This window comes from Streptomyces sp. NPDC058678 (genome assembly GCF_042714835.1).
Classification (GTDB): domain Bacteria; phylum Actinomycetota; class Actinomycetes; order Streptomycetales; family Streptomycetaceae; genus Streptomyces.
On the sequence record NZ_JBHXSG010000077.1, the window covers coordinates 23,537 to 39,388 of the forward strand.

Consider the following 15,852-nt stretch of genomic DNA (forward strand, 5'->3'; position numbering starts at 1 on the left):
GGGACGCCACTGTGCCGACGCAACCTCTGAGCCGGCTCTCAGCGCGCGGTGGGCGGCGCAGCTCCGCCGCAGGTGGGAAGGGTCATCGAGCCGAGGGGAGCGGACCGGCGGCACGGCGCACTCAGAGCGAACTCAGAGGTCAGGGAAGCAGCCCGGGACGCGACGAGGCCGCATCCTGGTACCTGAGATGAACACTCCCCGCCCTCGCGGCTCCGGCCGCCCCGCGCTGACCCGGACCGACGGCACCCCGATCCGGGTCCTCGTCGTCGACGACGACCCCGACCTCGCGGAGGTCCTCTACGGCGCCCTGCGGTACGAGGGCTGGGAGGTACGCACGGCCGGCGACGGCGTCTCGGCCGTCGCCGCGGCACGCGAGCTGCTGCCCGACGCCGTCGTCCTCGACGTCATGCTCCCGGACACCGACGGCTTCGCCGTGCTGCGCTCGCTGCACGCCGTACGTCCCGATGTGTGCGTGCTCTTCCTGACCGCACGGGACGGCGTCGAGGACCGTATCGCCGGCATCACGGCGGGCGGCGACGACTACGTGACGAAACCGTTCAGCCTGGAGGAGGTCGTCGCCCGGCTGCGCGGGCTGCTGCGCCGGGCCGGCATGGCCAGGCAGACGGAGGACGGGCCGCGGCTGACCGTCGGCGACCTGGTCATGGACGAGGAGGCCCGCGAGGTCACCCGCGGTGGCGAGCTCGTCGAGCTGTCCCCGACGGAGTTCGAACTGCTGCGCCTGCTCATGCGCAACCCGCGCCGGGTGCTCAGCAAGGCGCAGATCCTCGACCGCGTCTGGTCCTACGACTTCGGCGGGCAGGCCCATGTCGTCGAGCTGTACATCTCCTACCTGCGCAAGAAGGTGGACGCGGGCCGCCCGCCCATGATCCACACGGTGCGGGGCGCCGGATACGTGCTCAAGCCGGTGGCCCGGTGAGGACACGACTCCGGCTGCCGCGCCTGTCCCGGCCGCACACGCTGCGGGCGCGGCTCACCGCCGGCCTCGTCGTGCTGCTCGCAGTCAGTTGCGCGGCCGTCGGGGTGGCGGCGGTGGTGGAGCTGAACGGCTTTCTCACCGGCCGTCTCGACCAGCAGTTGCGCGAGGCGGGCGTGCGGTTCCCCGCGAGCCTGGAGCACGGTGGGACGCTGCCGTCCGACCACGACGGCGACGAGGACGGCGACGGTGATACCCGCCGTCAGACCGTCGGAACCTTCGGCGCCCGGCTGGTCGGCGACACGGTCACGAACGCCGCGGTGGTGGCGTCCGGCAGCGGTACGGGCACGGTGACCGTTTCGCTCGGCGCACAGGACAGGAGAAAGCTGGCCGGGCTGCCGGCCGACGGCGAGGGGCACACGACCGACCTCTCGTCGCTGGGCGACTACCGCATGATGGCGATCGAGGGCAGGGACGGCGACGTCCTGATCACCGGGCTGCCCATGGAGTCCGTGGAGGCCGCCGTCCACCGGCTGGAGCTGGTCGCCGCGATCGTCTTCGGCGCGGCGCTCGCCGTCGCCGGTGTCGCGGGAGCCCTGTGGGTGCGCTGGTCGCTGCGACCGCTCAGCAGGGTGGCCGCGACCGCCACCCAGGTCAGTGAACTCCCGCTCTCCAGCGGCGAGGTGGCGCCCGCGCCCCGTGCGCCCGAGAGCGACCCACGCAGTGAGGTGGGACGCGTCGCCGACGCCTTCAACGCGATGCTCGGCCACGTCGAGGACGCGCTGACCCAACGGCACACGAGCGAGGAACGGCTGCGCAGTTTCGCCGCCGACGCCAGCCACGAGTTGCGCACACCCGTGGCATCGATCCGCGGTCACGCGGAACTGGCGCTGCTGCACCCGGACCCGGTGCCGCAGAAGGTGGTGCGGGCCCTGGAGCGCATCGAGGCCGAAGCGGCCCGGATGGGCGAGATGGTCGACGACCTGCTGCTCCTCGCTCGACTCGACGCGGGCCGCCCCCTGGAACGCCGTCCCGTCGACCTGACCCGCCTGGTCCTGGACGCGGTGACGGACGCGCAGGCTGCGGGCCCCGGACACCGCTGGATGCTGGAGCTGTCCGAGGAGCCGGTGACGGTGCCGGGCGACGCCCACCGCCTCCACCAGGTACTGGCCAACCTGCTCGCCAACGCCCGCCTGCACACACCCGTCGGGAGCACGGTGACCATCTCCCTGCAGACCGACGCCGGCACGGCGGTACTGAAGGTCCACGACGACGGGCCGGGCGTTGCCGAGGACATCCGGCCCAAAGTCTTCGAACGCTTCACCCGCGCGGACCGCCGCCGCGCCGAGGGCGCGGGCACCGGCGCCGGCCTCGGTCTGTCGATCGTGGCGGCGGTGGCGGAGGCCCACGACGGAAGCGTCACACTCGAGAGTGGCCCCGGATCGACCGCGTTCACCGTCCGGCTCCCCGCCGGCGAAGAGTGACCGGAAACCGCTCCATCCTCCCGGTCCCTGCTTTCAGGGGAGCACCCACAGAGACCAATAGACCCCAGGCCATTGACCTGGGGTCTCAATCTGGAACGGGTGACGAGAATCGAACTCGCACTCTTCGTTTGGGAAGCGATGGTGCTTGCTCAGCGTCGGGCACCGATGCCGACCGTGGTTGTCCCCTCTGAAGGGCACGCTACGAGCACGACGCCGCAGGGCGGACGAGTGCCGTGGCGATGCGGCCTTGCTCGTGCTCGGGGCTCGTCGACGCACGGGCCGACTGTGTGGAGCCGTCGCGGCTGCACATGGGCGCCCGACGTCTTTGGGGGATCTGTCAGGCCGCAGGGACAGCGCGCGGAGTGCCGTGGAACACCTGGCTGGTGTGCCAGGCGCGGTGGGCTGCGGCGACGGGCCGGGTGCCCAGCTGTGGGCCGATGAGGGGGCGGCCCGCGAGCGATATGACCTGTTCGCGGGCGACGGAGCTGCTGCCGACGAAGCGCTGCGACACCAGGACGCGGTGGTCGTCGCCGATACCGAGGACGCCTTTGTCGAGGAGTTTGTGGTGCAGTGAGCACAGGCACAGCCCGTTGTCGACATCGTCCGGGCCGTCGAAGGCCCACCAGCGCACGTGCGCGGCCTCCAACCCGACCGGCACCGCGCCGATCCTGCCGTCGTAGCCGCAGAAGGCACACTGGTATTCGTAGGCGGTCAGTACCAGCTCTCGCATCCGCCGGTCCCGCTGCCTCCGCGCCGTCGAGAGCCGCTCGATCTCCATCGGCTCCAGTTCCAGGCCCACGGCTTCGCACAACTCGCCGTGGAGAGAGGGCGGGAAGTGACGGTCGAGCAGTAACCGTGCGATCCGGGTGAGCAGTTGGCGGTCGCGTCGCAGTGCTGATCTCAGCTCGGGTGCAAGCCGTCCGGCGGCTCCCGCTTCCCGGAGCTCTCGGAGTCCGGTTCCGGGACTGCCGGGTCCTCGGTCGGTACGGACTTCCCATACGCCGTCGCTGACCAAGTGGTGGAACGGGTAGGCAGGTGTCGTCCTGTTGGGAGGGCCGTACTCGGTCATCAGTCGCTGAAGGTCTGCCTCCACAGCGCTGTACCGCAGCTCGCCCTCGGCGTCCTCCTGGAACCGTCCGAGCGCATACAGGAGCAGCAGTGGCTTATGAGGAGCGCGCGTCCCGTTTCTGGCCCACTGCCTCAGCTTCGCGGTGCGTTCGAGCCAGTCCATGGCCGGTGATCGTAGTGGTGTTCCATCCACCGTGTCCGAGGCTGTGGTGAGACCGAGCCGGGTCCGTCGTCGCATACGGATCTCGACCGGTAGAGCAGGACAAGCCTTGGTGCCCGGGGGGAACGCGTGGTCACGCGGTCCTGTGAACGTCGGGAGGCTTCCGATACCACCGCTCACACGCCGCTGACCAGCCCATCGGCCGCCGTGTTCAGGGCACGTTCAGGCCCGGTCGGGCCTCGGCAACTTGAGCACCAGAAGCGCCAAAACTCTGGCAAAGGGGTCTGGGGCAACCGCCGGGCCACCGTGCCCGCCATGACGACGGATCACCTCACTCACGACTCCTCCTCGGATGCCGGCAACGATCTCTGTGCCGGAGCTTGCCCGCGACGGTGCCGTCGAGGCAGAAACTTGCCGAAACTTGCCTGGACTTCGGACGGCTGGTCACTCGTCCGTCGGCCCATTTCTACGGTTCACCAGTTGTCCTTCGACACTGAAGTTAGTCGACGTCGTCGCTCTGATCTGGGGCGACTGACTTCACTGTCAAGGCGTCAGCCTTGCGGCCACCCGGCACACAGGACGGCGAGGAGTCCTCGGCTTCGCCAGGCGCGAAGGGCCAGCCCGTCGCAACATCAATCCCACCGTCGTGGCAGACGTACTCGGCCCCGGCAAACTCGCGCAGCCACGCGGCCAGGGTCTGGGCGGTGCGGTCGGGCAGGACGTCAATCCGCTCAATTGCCGGCGTCGATACCGAGGCGCCTTGCCACCCCGGCGATCTGGCGGCCAGATGCGCAACCGCCCGGCGATCGCCATCCGGGGATCACGTCTAGGTTTTCCGGGCCAGTCCGGCGGCGATGAGGTGTTCCCAGACCGTGAGCTCTCGTCTTTCGCCCCTGTCCCACGCATTGTCGGTCTCGTCGGGACGCCACAGGGACGCGGGGACGATCCCGGGGTCGAGGATCTCCAGGCCGTCCAGCAGGGAGGCGATTTCCGCGTCGGTGCGCCACCGGCCGCGGCCGAACGTCTGCTGGAGGACCTTCTCGGCCTCCGCGGTCTCCGGGTTGTTGCCGGAGCGGAAGTGGCTGACGAAGAAGTAGCTTCCGGAGGGGACGTGGTCGCGCCAGTAGCGGACGATGCCGGCAGGGTCCTCGTCATCGTTGACGTGGTGGAGGATGGCGCTGAGGATGACGGCGACGGGACGAGCGAAGTCGATGATTTCGATGGTGTCGGGGTGAGTGCGGATGCCTTCGGGGTTTCGCACATCGACCGCGACGACGCGGGTCCGGTCGTTGTTCTCCAGCAGTGCGCGGCCGTGGACCAACACTTGGGGGTCGATGTCGACGTAGACGACCTGGGACTCGGGAGCGTGCCGTTGCGCGACCTGGTGGACGTTGTCCGCGGTCGGCAGGCCACTGCCCAGGTCGATGAACTGCCGAATGCCAGTGGTCTTCGCGATCTCCCTGACCGCCCGCGTCAGGGCCGCGCGGTTGGCGAAGGCGATGGCCACCGAACCGGGCAGGTCGCGCTTGAACACGTCGCCGATCTCACGGTCCACGGCGTAGTTGTCCTTGCCGCCGAGCAGGTAGTCGTAGACGCGGGCGATGCTGGGCTTGGCCGGGTCGATGGAGGAACCCTCGTTCGTCATGGCTGCCATTCTTCACCGCAACGTCGCCTGGGCAGCCTCGTTTTGGGATCCTCCAGCCGGTCGGGGCGGCGAGAGGGCATGGACGCCTAGCCTCGGGCTTTCACGAGCGGTGCCGCCTACCGCTTACTCAGAGACGCGAGAAGTGCTCCTGACCTGCAACGATGAGACCTGTGGAGGGTCCTGGCCGTTGCTGTCGAAGGAGCACTTCCCAGGTGAAGACCGCATGTCCGCGTCCAGCGCCACGGGTGGGATCGGACGGGTGGGGTGCTGCTGGTCGAGACAGTCCGCAGTACGGGCCCGCATCAGGCGATAATGATCGTTAGCTGCCTGTGCGTATCACTTGGGGGGTCTTGTGAGTCTGAGTCCGCGCGAGGTGTTTCTCCAGCTTGTTCATGGGGTCGCCGACGGGAACTTAAGCGAGTTGCCTGACTTGTATGGCGAGGTCACCGACGTCCGCCATCCGATGGCGACGCCGGAGTCTGAGCCGTTGACGAGTCGGCGTGCGCTCCGAGAGCACTTCACGGTGCCGCCGGAAGTTCGGGAGTCCTTGCCGAAGAGGAGTGTCGTCGATGTCGTCGTTCACGAGACCGCCGATCCTGAAGTGATCGTCGCCGAGTTCGCCTACGAATTCACGTTGCCGGACGACTCCATGGCCAAGGTGCCCTGCATCTTCGTCATGCGTGTGCGGGACGGTCAGATCATCGAGTCACGCGACTACATCGACCCGATCCGTACGTACACGGCACGCGGGGATCTTGACCGCCTCATCGCGTCGTTGCGCAAGAGCGTTTCCTAACCTCGCGCTTTCACGTGGCAGAGCGTCCGGTAGGTGATCAGAAACGCGGAGAGTGCTCCTGACCTGCAACGATGGAACTTGTCTAGGGTCCAGCGTCGCATGAAAGAAGCGCTCTCCAGGTGAAGAAGCGTATCGGGTCCTACCCGCGTGTCCGTACCGAAGGTGGGGGTCGTGGGGTGGTCTCCCAGGCCGGCGGTGTGCTGCTGGTGGAGACGATCCGCAAGGCCGGCCTGGACAGGGCGATATCGGCGGCGTTGGCGCCGTGGCGCAAGGCGCGGGCGGTGCATGATCCGGGCAAGGTCCTGCTTGATGTGGCGCTCGCCCTCGCGCTGGGCGGGGACTGCCCGGCGGATGTGGGCATGCTTCGGGCCGAGCCTGCGGTGTTTGGGCCGGTGGCCTCCGATCCGACGGTGTCCCGGTTGATCGACGCCCTCGCGTCGGGCGGGGATCGGGCCCTGACGGCGATCCGTACTGCCCGGGCCGAAGTACGTGAACGCGTCTGGACGTTGGCCGGTCAGGCAGCTCCGGATGCCGACGGTCAGGTGACCGTGGACCTGGACGGGGTGCTCGTCATCGCACACTCCGAGAAGCAGGGTGCGGCCGCAACCTGGAAGAAGACCTTCGGGCACCACCCGCTGATGGGGTTCGTCGACCACGGCCGCGGCGGGTCCGGCGAACCCGTGGCCGGTCTGCTGCGGCCGGGCAACGCGGGGAGCAACACCGCGGCAGATCACATCGAAGCGGCCGGACTCGCCCTGAGGCAGCTGCCGAAGAAGTACCGCCGTGGACGGCGGACGCTCATCCGCACCGACTCGGGCGGGGGCACCCACGAGTTCGTCAACTGGCTGTCCGCGCGCGGCCGGTGGCTGTCCTACTCGGTCGGCATGACCATCACCGACGCCATCCATCAGACCGTCTTGAAGGTTCCCGCCTCGGCCTGGACGGTGGCCGTCGAACCCGGCGGCCAGATCCGCGACGGCGCCTGGGTGGCCGAACTCGACGGAGACTGCCTGAAGGCTGGCCCGAAGGGATGCGGCTGATCGTCCGCAGGGAACGCCCGCACCCCGGCGCCCAGCTGCGCTTCACCGACGCCGACGGCATGCGCTTGACCTGCTTCGCCACCAACACCAAGAACGTCCCGATCGCCGCGCTGGAACTGCGTCACCGCCAGCGCGCCCGTGCCGAAGACCGCATCCGCGCCGCCCGCGCCACCGGCCTGCGTAATCTCCCGCTTCATGACATGGCGCAGAACCGGATCTTGCTGGAGATCGCCCAGATCGCCCTGGACCTGCTCGCCTGGATGCCGATGCTCGCCCTGACCGGCAAGCCCCGTCTCTGGGAGCCCCGCCGCCTCCGGTTGCGGCTGTTCTCCACCGCCGCCCAGTTGGTCACCACCGGCCGCCGGCGCATCCTCCGACTCGCCCACCACTGGCCATGGAGCGGTGTGATCACCGAGGCCCTGACCCGGCTCGAAGCCCTGCCGAAACCCCGCTGACCAGCGCGTTCCCTTCCCTGCAAGCAGCACCACCCCGCCGGAGCCGTGGAACCCGGCGCCCACCCGACGCGACAGCCGGGCCCTCGCGCTGCCCACCATCAGCCCAACACGCCTAAACGGCCCGCCAGTTGCACCGACGAGCCGTCATGAAATGCCGAGGCTAAACTGCGCCCACCCCGGATGCGGCCAAGGCCAGTTCGCCGACTTGATGGTCCCGGATCACGATGTGTCGCGCCGGGTCCATTCACGCGCATCGGCTTGCCGCATCAGGTTCTCGGCGGTGGCGGGGTCGGCGAGGAACGGGTGCACACGGCGGACGTATTCGGCCTGCCCCTGAAGCGATTTCCGCAACTGGTTCAGGTTCCGGGCACTATAGGACACCCCACCACGCTTCTCCACCACACCGGCAGCGATGGCCAGCGGCTCGATGTCCACAATCAGTGTAACGGTTTCCGTTTGTATTTCGACGGTACAATCTACACTTCCCTCCGAGCCATCGATCCGGAACCGGTACTCGACTCCAGCGCCTTTGTAGCTGGAGCTCGGCAGGATCAGGTCCCTCTCCTGGGGACCAGTGAGTTTCAGGTCGTCTGCCATGTCGGCACAGACCGCACGGACTTCGTCGAAGAAGTTCACTTTTCGTCGAACCATGGACGTTCCTGCTCTCCTTTTTTGACCTAAGGACGGACTCTGACGACTTCCCAGTAGCCGTCCATCTCTTGCCAGCCGTACCCCTTGCCTATGAGATAATTCAGCTCTCACTGGAAGACGTTTCCCTTGGCGTAGAGAGACTTTGCGGGGTCTGATACCAAACGAATCGGCGCGCCGCTGGCCAGCGCGTCATCTATGAAGCGCTTGTTGCGGGTCCAGTTCCAGCTGCCTGTACCTTTCGCGCCTACCGCAACCTCGCCGTTCTTGCCCAACTTGTTCATGGTGCCGCGGAGGTTGAGGACGCCGAAGCTACCAGGATTCATCGCGACGTATTCGTCAATGCCCCTCTTAGAGGTCCTAACAGAAGCTGTTGATCATGCAATGCCACGAAGTTAAGGCCCTGTTGGCGGTGTCAAGCGTGGCGAGAGACAGAAGGGGCCTCTGCTATCCAGGGGATCGACCAAGATCTTCCTGAGAAAGCAGAGGCCCAGTGGCCAAGTCTGTCATGGGCGGAACCGATGACGTGTTCGCGCCTATTGGTGAGTTAACGCAGGTCATCCCGCCCGAGTTGGTGGATGCGGTACTGGATGAGTGCGGGGCTCGCGAGCGACGGCTTCGGAGCCTCCCCTCCCGCGTCGGGGTGTACTTCGTGCTCGCGCTCGGGCTGTTCGAGCATCTGGGCACCGGACTGGTGTGGGCCAAACTCGCAGCCGGACTGGCCGCCCGGGTGCCGCAGCCGTCAGAGAAGGCACTTCGCGACCTGCGTCGGCGGGTCGGGGTGGCCCCGTTCAAGCGGCTGTTCGACGTGCTGGCCGGGCCGCTGGCCCAGCCGTCCACACCGGGAGTGCGCTACCGCCGCTGGCGCACGGTGGCCTTCGACGGCTGCGGGAGCCTGTCCGTTCCCGACCACGAGCGCAACCGGTCATGGCTCGGCCGCACCGAACGCCGCTACGGCCCGACTGGCCACCCCCGGCTGATGCTCATGACCCTGTGCGAAACAGGCACCCGCGGCCTGATCGCAGCGGTGAGCTGCTCGTCACCACCGGCGACGGCGACCTGCTCGCGCGCGTTGTCGCCCGGGACACCGAGGACCTCCACCGCATCACGAACCTCCTGCTGGAAGCTCCGGGGGTGGTCCGGTCCAACACCACCATCGTCCTGCTCGAGGTGCAGCCGTTCAGCGTCCGGCCCCCTGCTGGAACGGCACGCCGGGCCCTGACTCGCAGAGCGGACACCCTGGAGCAGAGCCCGGCGTGGAGCCTCACCGCCTCTGTTTTCTCACCGCCCAGCCGATGCCGAATCCGAGTCCCAGCAAGGGCAGGACCGTCACCACGACGATCACGGCCACCAGGAAGAGGAACGCCAGTCCACCCGGAGTCCACCGGAAGCCGGCTCCGTAACTTTGGACAGCGCACGTCGCCGTCGTGGCAACGGCCGCCAGCGCGGCCGCGGCCGCGGCTTCCCGTAGGGCGCCCAGGCGGCCGAGGCCGAAGCCCAGGGGGAAGCCCAGGACGCCGATCACGACGAAGCTGACCAGTAGCGGGGCCGCCGTGAGGTCACCGGTCGCGAGTGTCCTTGCCGCCCAGGGAATCGCCGCAGCGGCGACGACCCAGGCAGCGGAGGGCAACCACTTTGCCATGCCTCTCATCGCCTCTCATCGCCTCTCATCTGTTCCGCTGCTCCGCTTCGACCGTGCGGACCCCTCCCGGACGTTCGGCCTCCGGATCCGGCAGGGGTCCCCCGGCGTCCTACTGATCCTCAAGGGCGTTCGTCAGGTTGCGGGCCTGCTGCTGCCAGGTCTGCCTGGCGATTCCGAGCTTGACGCCGAGCCAGCCGAGGAAGCCCGACCCCGTGGTGTGGGCCCTCTGCGTCAGATACACGCCGTTGTTCCGCGACGAGATCGAGAACTTGATCTGCGATCCCGGGTCGTCGAAGTATCCCTTGCCCGTCACGGTGAAGGTGAAGGAGGTCTTGTCCTTGACGGACACCGTCACCGGCCCCGGCCCTCCGGCGATTTTTCCCCAGCCCGTGCATCATCGAGTCGCCGGGATAGAGCGTGCACTTCGCGCCCTGGGTGAAGGAGTCGCAGCCGGTCACCTTGAACGGGAAGATCTCCTGGGGGTGCGCCTTGAAGAAGGCCATGATCTCCTCAGGAGTGCCGAGGCTGTTGGGCCCGATGTACTCGGAGGTCTCGTAGGCGTACGACGGGTGGGGCGTGAAGGCGACGCTCTTCTCCTGTGCGTGCTCGGCCGCGTACGTGTCGTGGTCGGGCTGCGACGGGTTGCCCCCGTACAGGTCCTTCAGCAGGTCCTGCCACTCGGGGTCTCTCGGCGTGGTGATGCCGAGGGTTCCGCACACGTCGTCGCAGTGGCGCCTCTCGTAGGAGACCTGCCGCTGCGTCTTGAGGCTCACCTGCGGATTCTGGTTGACCTTGCTGTTCGAGCATTCAGTGTGCACGCAGTCGCCCGACTGGGTCGCCCACGCGCTGCAGTCGCTGCCGCAGGCGTTGCCGTGCTCGTTGCAGCCCTCGTGGCCGTTGCGGCAGGTGTACAGCCCCGTCGGGTCGCTCTGGGTGACGGGACTGTTGCCGGCGTAGGCGTAGCCGTTGAGTGACTGCGGGTCGCTGCTGTCGAGTTCGGGGTCGACCGAGGTGAAGCGTCCGGTGGTCGGGTCGTAGTCGCGGGCCCCCAGATGGGTCAGGCCGGTGCCCGGGTCGTTGATGCCGCCGACGAAGCCCTTGTCACCCGACCAGTTCGCGGGCTGTGCGCCCCGCGGGTCGCCGAAGGGGGTGGTGCGGCGCTGCTGCATGGTCAGGTCGGCACTGTTGACCTGTAGTTGGCCGGTGCCCTGGCTGTCGGCAAGGACGAAGGACACCGTGTTGTCGTCGGTGCGCACCGCCTGGTTGCCGTCGCCGAGATCGTAGTAGCGGGTGGCGTGCGGGGTGGTCGATCCCGCGGCGAGGGTGACCTCCGTACCGCCGAGGTACAGCGTGGTGCCGCTGTCGGTGCGGCCGATCAGCCGGTTGCCGTCGGCGTCGTACACGTAGGAGGTGGTCTTCCCGTCGTCTCCTGTCACCTTGGCGAGGTGGCCTTCGCCGTCCCATTCCAAGGTCTGCTTGGTGCCGCCGACGGTGCGGGTCGCGGTGTCGCCGATCGCGTCGTAGGTGTAGGAGTTCAGCGTGGTGCCGCTCGGGCCGGTGGTCTGCACCTGGCTCAGGGTGTGCGGCTGCGGGCTGGTGGGCGCGGGGTAGGTGTAGGTGCGGACCTTGTCCTGGGTGGTGTCCTCGGTGGCGGAGTGGTCGGTCTCCGAGGTGCGGTCGCCGGCCTTGTCGTAGCCGAAGGACTGCCAGTACGAGGCCGGCCCGCCGAGCGCCGAAGCGGACGGGGCGCCGGCGCAGCCCGTCGAGCCCTGTGCCCATGCCTGTGTCAGCCGGCCCAGGTAGTCGTACTGGAAGCACTGGGCGTCGGTGCCGTCGCGGGAGACGTCGGTGATGGACGTGATGTCGCCGGCCGGGTCGTAGGCGTAGGTGGCGGACTTGTCGGTGCCGGGCACGTCCTGGCGGTCGACGCGGGAGTTGGACAGCCGCCGGGTGCCCCACTCGTAGGTGTTGGTCACCTGGGTCATCGGCTTCCCGGCCGCCTGGAAGGTGTACTGCAGTGCGTCTCCGGTGTAGCTGTACGTGGTGCCCGTGGTGTACGTGGCGCCGCCGGAGCCGGACACCGTCACCGGCCGCAGCACCTCGTCGTAGGTCGGGGTGACCGCTTCGGCGGCGAGGCTGCCGGCCACGGGGTACCCGACCGACTGGGTGGTGCCGTCCGCGTTGTACTGCACGTTGCCCTGGTAGGAACCGGCCAGCGCTCCCTCGGCGGCCGGGATCGTGGTCGTAGTGCGGTGGGCCCGGTACAGGTTGTCGTACAGCGAGTAGGTCACGGTGTACGCCGCGCCCGTGGCGCCGCCGACATAGCGGGTGGCCGTGGCGAGCCGGCCCTTGAAGCCGGTCGGGTCCCACACGTGCTTGGTCAGCAGCGGCCCGCCGACGTCGCCGTCGTGGGTCTCGGTCTCCCGGCCGAGCCCGTCGTAGACGTGGGTGATGCTCTTCCCGCGCTGGTCGGTGCTGGACACCAGCAGGTTGCGGTCGTCGTAGTGGGAGGTGGTCGTCCCCTTGTCGGGGTCGACCGCGGTGGTCTGGTTGCCGCGCTGGTCGTAGCCGTACGTCCAGGTGGTGAGGGCCGGGTCGGTGATCTTCGCGAGCTTGCCCGCCGGGGTGTAGTCGTACAGCGTCTTGTCGTACGCGCCGGTCGGCGTCGAGGCGGCGTACTGGTCCAGTTCGCGGGTGTTGCCGCGCGCGTCGACGATGGTGGTGGTCGGCGTGCCGCCCTGCGGCGGGGTGACCGTCATGCGGTCGCCGCCGTAGGCCGTGGTGGTGGTCGCGAGGACCTGGCCGCCGTCGCCGTTGCCGGCCACCTGCCGGCTCTGGGTGATCCGGCCGAGCCCGTCGTAGGTGTTCCAGGTCTGTGTCTCCACCGACAGCGCGTTGTCCGGCGAGAAAAGGACGGTGGACGGCGCCGTGGTGGCGTAGTAGGAGGCGAAGGTCTTCGCCTCCAGCCCGCGGGCGTCGTAGAAGGTGTCGGAGACCAGCATGCCGCCCTGCGGTCCGGGCGCCTGGGCCTGGCGCGCCCTCAGGAATCCGTCGTAGAGGACGTAGGAGGTCTGGGTGCCCGTGCGGGCCAGGGAGGTCGTGCCGACCGCCGAGGGCTTGCCGTCGGTAATCGTGTAGGAGAAGGCGTAGGTGGGTGTCTGGCCGTTGGCCTTGGACCGGTCGGGCAGCCAGATCCTCAGCTTGCGGCCCAGCGCGTCGTAGGTGGTGTCGGTGCGCTTGCTGTTGGCGTCGACGACCGTGACCGGCAGTCTGCGCACCGGCTCCAGGGTCGTCGTGCTGGTCTGCGCGGTGGCCGAGTTGCCCGGTTGGCCGGAGGCGTGGTGACCGCCACCGTCGTCGGGAATCCGGTCGACGGGGTGTAGACCGTGGTGGTGACGCGGCCGTCGGTGCGGTCGGTGCGCTGCGGGGTGCCGGTCTCGGTGGCGGTGACGTTGCCGGTCAGGTCGGTGGTGGAGGTGGCGCGACCGTAGGAGTCGTAGGCCGCTCCGGACTCCAGGTAGGTGGCGGTGGTGGCGTCGTGGGACTTCAGGGTCGCCACGTGGGTGGCGTCCCCGGCTGTCGGCGCCGTCGCGTAGGCCTGCCCGTCGTAGGCGGTGCGGATGTCCGACAGCACGTCCTTGGTGTAGTCCGGCGTGGCGGTGCAGGCCACCGAGAGCGTCTGGATCCGCGACGGGTCGTCCAGGATCCAGGCGGTGCTGTTGTCCACGTACGTGGTTCTGGTGCACCGGTCGTCCGCGGCGGTGGACACGTCACCGTGGTCGTCGGTGGTGAGGGTGCGGCCGGCGGTGTTGTCGAAGGTGTGGGTGCCCCCGTAGGCCTGCGCGTAACCGCTGTCGTCCACCCGCACGCCGACGGTTGCGCCGCTGGCGGCGGGCCGGGGGGTGACGGTGAAGAGGAGGCCGTCCACGCCCGCTGCCCGCGTGGTCTTCTGGTCCAGGACGCGTACCGTCGCCGGGCCGGCCAGCGGCGCGGCCTGGTGCTGCGCGGTCTTCGACGTCTTGGCGGTCTTCGCCGCCGCGGGGACGGTCAGGGTGACCGGGAGGCTGCCTGCGCGCACCGCCGAGCCGGTGGAGTGTGCGGCGGGGAGCGTGACGGTGACGCTCCCGGGTCGCGCCCAGGAGCGTTTGGGCGCCCGTGTCGGGTGGTGCGGCAGGCCGTCGCTCGCTCGGGGCACCTTCGTGGCGCCCGAGTGGCCGGCCACCGGCACGCCCGGGGACGGCTTGTGCGGCATGTCGTCCGCGTGGGCCGCCGGCACGGCGGCCACCTGCAGCAGGCCGGCCACCAGCGCCGCGCAGGCCAGCAGCGCGGCCCTGCCCCGGGCCCCGCCCGGCGATGTCCGTCTTCTGATCACTCTTGTCCCGTCCACGTCTCTCACCGTTTTCCGTCCCCAACCCTCGATTTCGGCAGCACGAAGCGCCGCCGGGCCGGGTCGGCGCACACGCGTCTGATCGGTTGCTTCTTGCAGCGCCTCGCGTCCGGGGCGGCGCAACGTGACCTGCACGCCGCCCCGGTGGTCCCGCCGGGTCAGGGCCCCGCGGTGGTGTCCAGATCCACTCCGCTGGCCAGCGCCGCGATCTGGGTGTCGGAGGCCACGCCGGCGAACACCCACGCGTCGTCGATCACGCCGGGCCAGTACTCGCCCCACGTGGTCGCGCCGGTCTTGATCCGGCCCAACTGCAGACCCTTGGTCGCGTCGAAGGGCAGCACGGAGGAGTTCCACGACACCGACTCCGTGCACGACGGGTCATCGGGGACGCCGTCGTCGTCGCTGTCGGCGCAGAGCGTCTCCTGCACCTGGCCGTTGACGTACAGCCGTACCTGCCCGGCCATCAGGTCGTAGACGACCGCGATGTGGTCCCACGCGCCGTTGCTCTGGAAGCTGGTGTCCGAGGCGGTCGAGACGACGGCGGTGGTGCTGTCGGCGTTGGCCATCTGCACCTGCCAACTGCCCGCGTTGGCCGGATCGCCGGCGTCGGGCACGTAGCGCACCGCGAATCCGTTGGTGTCCGTGCCGGCCACGCTCATCACCGTCACCGGCTTGGTCGGCCGCCCGGCCGTGGACACCCACGCGCCGACGGTGAAGCTGGTGTTGGTGTGGATGGGTGAGACGCTGGTGGTCGCGTAGCCGCTGGACGTGCCGTTGAGCACCAGCGACCCCGTGCCCACCATGCTGTTGGCGCCCCGTGGAGTCGATCTGCGCGCCGCTGCCGAGGGTCAACGGGTGCTGGTCGGCCACCGTGGGCAGCGCGTCCGGTGTGATCTGCGGGCTGCCCGAGGCAGTCTCCATCTTCCAGCGGCCCTCGACCTGGAGCTGGTCGTGGTACATCGCCGCGGCTTCCGGCGCGGAGAGGGCCCGGTCGTACAGCTGTACGTCGTCGATCTGGCCGGGGAAGAAGCTGGTCGCGACGCCGTCGATGGATCCGGCGCCGATCTGCGTCGGTCCACCGCCGTAGAACGGTGCGGCGAACGTCGTCGTGGCCACCCAGGAGCCGTTGACGTACAGCCGCATGTCGTCGGTGTTCGCGTCGTACGAGCCCAGCAGGTGTGTCCACACGCCGGCCGGTGAATGAGTGGTGTCGCCTTGGGCGGCGCGGACGATGGAGGCGCTGTCGGAGTCCGCGGTGTAGGCGTCGAACGACCAGCCGTAGGTGGCCGAGTAGTACAACTCGAAGCCCGGCCGATGGGCACCGGTCTGTGTGGCGATGACGCCCGCGTGGTTGGGCTTCGACGACAGCTTCGCCCACCCGACCACGGAGAAGCTCGCCGTGTTGTTGACGTGCGAGGAGCGGGTGGCCGCGTAGCCGCTGGTGCCGTCGAGGGTCAGCGCCTTGTCCTGAGCGCCGGCCGCGCCGGCCGTGACACCGCCCTGGAAGACCGCCGGTTCCACGTCCGCTCGTCCGTGCACCTCGGTGGTCGCCGTGCCGTCGGCCTGGGTGGCCGACTCGTCCAGCGGGAAGAC

The 15,852-nt window shown here is 69.0% G+C and carries 12 protein-coding genes and 4 pseudogenes; 7 read left to right on the plus strand and 9 right to left on the minus strand.

Features of this window, described 5'->3' with window-relative positions; translation table 11 throughout:
• Positions 1 to 187: 187 nt before the first annotated feature.
• Positions 188 to 937 carry a response regulator transcription factor gene (locus ACFWWR_RS41530; RefSeq protein ID WP_384309204.1) on the plus strand — a complete coding sequence of 250 codons (750 nt, stop codon included), beginning with the start codon at positions 188 to 190 and terminating at the stop codon, positions 935 to 937.
• Positions 934 to 2,418 carry a sensor histidine kinase gene (locus ACFWWR_RS41535; RefSeq protein ID WP_384309207.1) on the plus strand — a complete coding sequence of 495 codons (1,485 nt, stop codon included), beginning with the start codon at positions 934 to 936 and terminating at the stop codon, positions 2,416 to 2,418. The genes ACFWWR_RS41530 and ACFWWR_RS41535 overlap by 4 nt, the downstream gene beginning before the upstream one ends.
• 337 nt (positions 2,419 to 2,755) lie before the next feature.
• Here the strand turns inward: ACFWWR_RS41535 and ACFWWR_RS41540 are convergent, their stop codons facing one another.
• Both ACFWWR_RS41540 and ACFWWR_RS41545 read right to left on the minus strand, forming a co-directional pair.
• Positions 2,756 to 3,649, minus strand: a complete 894-nt coding sequence (locus ACFWWR_RS41540) for a phosphorothioated DNA-binding restriction endonuclease (RefSeq protein ID WP_384309210.1) — start codon at positions 3,647 to 3,649, stop codon at positions 2,756 to 2,758.
• Positions 3,650 to 4,472: 823 nt separating this feature from the next.
• Positions 4,473 to 5,291 carry an SAM-dependent methyltransferase gene (locus ACFWWR_RS41545; RefSeq protein WP_384309213.1) on the minus strand — a complete coding sequence of 273 codons (819 nt, stop codon included), beginning with the start codon at positions 5,289 to 5,291 and terminating at the stop codon, positions 4,473 to 4,475.
• Between the two features lie 352 nt (positions 5,292 to 5,643).
• On the opposite strand from ACFWWR_RS41545, the gene ACFWWR_RS41550 reads away from it, so the two are divergent.
• Positions 5,644 to 6,087: a nuclear transport factor 2 family protein gene (locus ACFWWR_RS41550; RefSeq protein ID WP_383875158.1), complete on the plus strand. Its 444-nt coding sequence runs from the start codon at positions 5,644 to 5,646 to the stop codon at positions 6,085 to 6,087.
• 119 nt (positions 6,088 to 6,206) lie between these two features.
• Positions 6,207 to 7,582, plus strand: a pseudogene (locus tag ACFWWR_RS41555) (IS1380 family transposase).
• A 219-nt stretch (positions 7,583 to 7,801) separates the two neighbouring features.
• Here ACFWWR_RS41555 and ACFWWR_RS41560 read toward each other — a convergent pair.
• Both ACFWWR_RS41560 and ACFWWR_RS41565 read right to left on the minus strand, forming a co-directional pair.
• The gene (locus tag ACFWWR_RS41560; RefSeq protein ID WP_384309215.1) at positions 7,802 to 8,218 is read right to left on the minus strand and encodes a hypothetical protein; all 417 of its coding nucleotides are present in this window, start codon (positions 8,216 to 8,218) and stop codon (positions 7,802 to 7,804) included.
• A gap of 122 nt (positions 8,219 to 8,340) precedes the next feature.
• Positions 8,341 to 8,514: a hypothetical protein gene (locus ACFWWR_RS41565; RefSeq protein WP_384309218.1), complete on the minus strand. Its 174-nt coding sequence runs from the start codon at positions 8,512 to 8,514 to the stop codon at positions 8,341 to 8,343.
• 224 nt (positions 8,515 to 8,738) lie between these two features.
• Between ACFWWR_RS41565 and ACFWWR_RS41570 the strand changes: the two are divergent.
• Both ACFWWR_RS41570 and ACFWWR_RS41575 read left to right on the plus strand, forming a co-directional pair.
• Positions 8,739 to 8,978, plus strand: a pseudogene (locus tag ACFWWR_RS41570) (transposase domain-containing protein); the annotation flags it as partial.
• Positions 8,979 to 9,157: 179 nt separating this feature from the next.
• Positions 9,158 to 9,334: pseudogene (locus ACFWWR_RS41575) on the plus strand (hypothetical protein); the annotation flags it as partial.
• Between the two features lie 160 nt (positions 9,335 to 9,494).
• Here ACFWWR_RS41575 and ACFWWR_RS41580 read toward each other — a convergent pair.
• From ACFWWR_RS41580 to ACFWWR_RS41595, 4 genes are all read right to left on the minus strand, one after another.
• Positions 9,495 to 9,872, minus strand: a complete 378-nt coding sequence (locus ACFWWR_RS41580) for a hypothetical protein (RefSeq protein WP_384309221.1) — start codon at positions 9,870 to 9,872, stop codon at positions 9,495 to 9,497.
• Between the two features lie 119 nt (positions 9,873 to 9,991).
• On the minus strand, positions 9,992 to 13,150 hold the full coding sequence (locus tag ACFWWR_RS41585; protein ID WP_384309224.1) for an RHS repeat domain-containing protein: 3,159 nt from the start codon (positions 13,148 to 13,150) through the stop codon (positions 9,992 to 9,994).
• Positions 13,069 to 14,259 carry a hypothetical protein gene (locus tag ACFWWR_RS41590; protein ID WP_384309227.1) on the minus strand — a complete coding sequence of 397 codons (1,191 nt, stop codon included), beginning with the start codon at positions 14,257 to 14,259 and terminating at the stop codon, positions 13,069 to 13,071. Before ACFWWR_RS41590 ends, ACFWWR_RS41585 begins: the two co-directional genes overlap by 82 nt.
• A 158-nt stretch (positions 14,260 to 14,417) precedes the next feature.
• A complete protein-coding gene (locus ACFWWR_RS41595) occupies positions 14,418 to 15,062 on the minus strand; it encodes a LamG-like jellyroll fold domain-containing protein (protein WP_384309230.1) in 645 nt (214 codons plus the stop codon).
• 14 nt (positions 15,063 to 15,076) lie between these two features.
• Here ACFWWR_RS41595 and ACFWWR_RS41600 point away from each other — a divergent pair, with 14 nt between their 5' ends.
• Positions 15,077 to 15,346, plus strand: coding sequence for a hypothetical protein (locus ACFWWR_RS41600; protein WP_384309232.1), 270 nt, complete (start codon positions 15,077 to 15,079; stop codon positions 15,344 to 15,346).
• Here the strand turns inward: ACFWWR_RS41600 and ACFWWR_RS41605 are convergent.
• Positions 15,289 to 15,798, minus strand: a pseudogene (locus ACFWWR_RS41605) (LamG domain-containing protein); the annotation flags it as partial. The gene ACFWWR_RS41600 and the pseudogene ACFWWR_RS41605 sit on opposite strands and share 58 nt — an antisense overlap.
• Between the last annotated feature and the right edge of the window lie 54 nt (positions 15,799 to 15,852).

Coding starts and splice junctions, on each gene's coding strand:
- ACFWWR_RS41530 (WP_384309204.1), top strand. CDS start 188: ATGAACACTCCCCGCCCTCGCGGCTCCGGCCGCCCCGCGCTGACCCGG.
- ACFWWR_RS41540 (WP_384309210.1), bottom strand. CDS start 3,649: ATGGACTGGCTCGAACGCACCGCGAAGCTGAGGCAGTGGGCCAGAAAC.
- ACFWWR_RS41545 (WP_384309213.1), bottom strand. CDS start 5,291: ATGACGAACGAGGGTTCCTCCATCGACCCGGCCAAGCCCAGCATCGCC.
- ACFWWR_RS41565 (WP_384309218.1), bottom strand. CDS start 8,514: ATGAACAAGTTGGGCAAGAACGGCGAGGTTGCGGTAGGCGCGAAAGGT.
- ACFWWR_RS41580 (WP_384309221.1), bottom strand. CDS start 9,872: ATGGCAAAGTGGTTGCCCTCCGCTGCCTGGGTCGTCGCCGCTGCGGCG.
- ACFWWR_RS41595 (WP_384309230.1), bottom strand. CDS start 15,062: ATGGTGGGCACGGGGTCGCTGGTGCTCAACGGCACGTCCAGCGGCTAC.